This window comes from Desulfurobacterium sp. (genome assembly GCF_027028515.1).
Lineage (GTDB): Bacteria > Aquificota > Aquificia > Desulfurobacteriales > Desulfurobacteriaceae > Desulfurobacterium_A.
Window position 1 is genome coordinate 1 of the sequence record NZ_JALVIW010000083.1, and the last position, 2,910, is coordinate 2,910.

The window sequence follows — 2,910 nt, forward strand, 5'->3', positions numbered from 1 at the left end:
AATTGAATGAAAAATCGAAAGGACTGGATGAAAAATTGAAAGAATTGAATGAAAAATCGAAAGGACTGGATGAAAAATTGAAAGAATTGAATGAAAAATCGAAAGGACTGGATGAAAAAATGAAAGAGCAGGAAGAAAAAATAAGGGAAATATCCTTGGATAGTGAGCTTCTTTCTTTAATAGTTTATGTGTTCCTGGGAGAAAATGTAGATTTATTAAGAAAACATAACTGGAAGTTTTCCAGAAAAAGGTTAAAAAAATTAGATAATGAATTGGATAAAATAAATAAAAATCAAATCTCTCATATGCGTGTATTCACAAATAATGAAACATTCAGGACTCTAATGTCTGCTCTGGAAATTTTAGAGCAAATGCATCCAGATATGAAAAACTTAATAGAAGAAATAAAAAGAAAAATAAAATCTAAAAAGGAGCTTTTGGTAAAGCCAAATTAAATGGTAATGAGTTTATCAGCTTTTACTTGTAATTTTTAAATACATATTTCCTGAACTTTCCTGTGCCGTAAAGGTGACCTTCAGGTGTAACAACCAAAGTTGCATCGGGGAATATGTAGAAAGTAGCAACTACTTTGCCGGTTTTTAAATTCCACAGCTTGAATGTGTTATCAAGGTTTCCGGTAACAAGGTATTTCCCATCGGGGCTGATGTCCATTGATTCAATATAATCTGAAGGGGATTTTAGGCTTTTCAGAAGTTTACCGCTCTTTACATCGTAAAAGTTAATGATTCCGCTCTGGCCTGCAAACACCACAGACCTGCCGTCCGGAGTAAAGGCAACCGCAGAAACGATAATATCATCAAATTCTTTAACGACTTCTCCCGTTTTTACATCCCACAGGTAGGCAAAACCTATCCCTCCGCCTGCCACATATTTTCCGTCGGGGCTGAAGGCAACTTTAGAACTAAAGGAACTGTATTTAAGGACGCTTACGGTCTTTTCGTTCTTAAAGTCCCATACCTTAGCGGGAACATCATAGTCGCAACTGCTAACAGCAATCCATTTATTGTTCGGGCTGAAAGATATCTCGCAACCTAAAGGAATGCGGGGGGTATCGTTGTCCGTTTCAAAGAAAGTAAGTTTTACTTTTCCAGTTTTTAGATTCCAGATACTTAACAGCCTCATATCACTCAGGGTTGCTAAATACTTTCCGTCTGGACTAAAAGCAATGTCTAAAACGTCACCGAACTGAAGGTAGAAACTCCGTGCAGGGTAGCCTGTTTTGATATCCCATATCTTAACGCTCCACAGATTGTTAAGGTCAAAGTCTCCGAACGCAAGAGAATCGCCATCCTGACTGAAAGTTACAGAGTAAACCTCAGACCATGAAGTTTTGATTGTTCTAACCGGTTTTTTGCTCTTTAAATCCCACACCCTTATTGTGTAATCGTTGCTGCTCGTTGCTATGTGTTTACCGTCAGGGCTAAAGGCTACTGAATATATTTCTATGGGTTCTCCTTTAAACTCTTTCTCAAATTTCTTTTCTCTAACGTTCCAGAGCTTTATGGTGCCGTTACTCAAGCCAATTGATAGGTAGTTGCCGTCAGGACTGAAGGCTATGCTGCAGACAGCAAATTTCCCTATAGTTGCTTTTAAATCCCCGCTTTTTACGTCCCATAACCTTACTGTTCCATCACTGCCGGCACTTGCAAGGTATTTTCCGTCTGGGCTGAAGGCTATTGCTTCAACGCTTTCGAAGTGACTCTTCCGTTTAAAGAATGAAATTCTGAATGTTCTTATCAAATTCCAGTTTTTCGTGTTCCATAATTTGACAGTTTTGTCTCTACTTCCCGTTGCGAGATACTTTCCGTCGGGGCTGAATGAAACAGAAGTAACATCACGTGAGTGACCTTTTATCTCTTTTATAAGTTTTCCACTTTTGAAATCCCAGACTTTCACGTAGCTGTTTTCAGCACTTGCTAAGTATTTTCCGTCGGGGCTGAATGAAAGGGAGTGAACCAAATGTTTGGTTTTGATAACTCTTATAAGTTTTCCGCCTTCAACGTTCCAGATTTTTATAACTCCTAAATCTCCCCCGGCTGCTACAAATTTTCCATCGGGACTAAAGGAAACGCTCCAGACGCGACCCAGGGAAGAGAGGGTAAAGATCTTCGTAGCTTTACCACTTTTTACATCCCAGATTATTACCTTACCGTCTGCATCGCCGGCTGCGATAAACCTACCCGTGGGACTGTAGGATATAGAGTTAATGTTGCTCAGATGACCCTTAAAAGTTCTGAGAAGTAAACCTGTTTTAACGTCCCAGAGTTTAACCTTTTTGTCCCAGCTTCCGCTTGCAAGGTATCTGCTATCAGGACTAAAAGATAGGGAAATAACGGTTCCGGCGTGTCCGGTTTGAACAACAGGTGTTTCCTGGGCAAAAGAAAAGAATTGTATGAAGAGAGTTATGAAGATAATGCTGGATAGAAATTTTAATGGCATCTTCAGCTGCATAAGCTCTTCCCGCTATTTTCAGCTTCTGAAGGGTACCACTGTTTAGCGTTTTCTGTCGGCCATTATAACTAATCCATAATTCTGGTGGGAAGGGGTGAGTTAAAGAGGGATTTTAGAATATTTGACAAGAGGCTTAAAAATAACTAAATTGTTATTCAAGGATACAGGAGGAGCGGGCGGTGATAGACAAAGACACTCCGGTCTACATGATAAGTATCGTTGCGAAAATTGCAGGCGTTCATCCCCAGACTCTCAGGTTCTACGAAAGTGAGGGGCTTATTAAACCTTCGAGGACAGAGGGAAAGACCCGTCTCTACTCTGAGAGGGATTTGGTTAGAATTAAACGTATAGTCTCCCTAACCAGAGAAAGGGGAGTTAACGTAGCTGGAACCAGTATTATTCTGAAGATGGAAGACGACATTGAACGCCTCTTTGAAG

At 40.0% G+C, this 2,910-nt stretch carries 2 protein-coding genes and 1 pseudogene; 2 read left to right on the forward strand and 1 reads right to left on the reverse strand.

What is annotated here, in order from left to right; genetic code table 11:
* Positions 1 to 455, forward strand: a pseudogene (locus tag MV676_RS07215) (hypothetical protein); the annotation flags it as partial.
* Between the two features lie 22 nt (positions 456 to 477).
* Here MV676_RS07215 and MV676_RS07220 read toward each other — a convergent pair.
* Positions 478 to 2,472: a hypothetical protein gene (locus tag MV676_RS07220; protein WP_297446266.1), complete on the reverse strand. Its 1,995-nt coding sequence runs from the start codon at positions 2,470 to 2,472 to the stop codon at positions 478 to 480.
* 179 nt (positions 2,473 to 2,651) lie between these two features.
* On the opposite strand from MV676_RS07220, the gene MV676_RS07225 reads away from it, so the two are divergent.
* Positions 2,652 to 2,910, forward strand: a 259-nt coding sequence (locus tag MV676_RS07225) for a MerR family transcriptional regulator (protein WP_297446268.1), incomplete at its 3' end; no start/stop codon positions are given.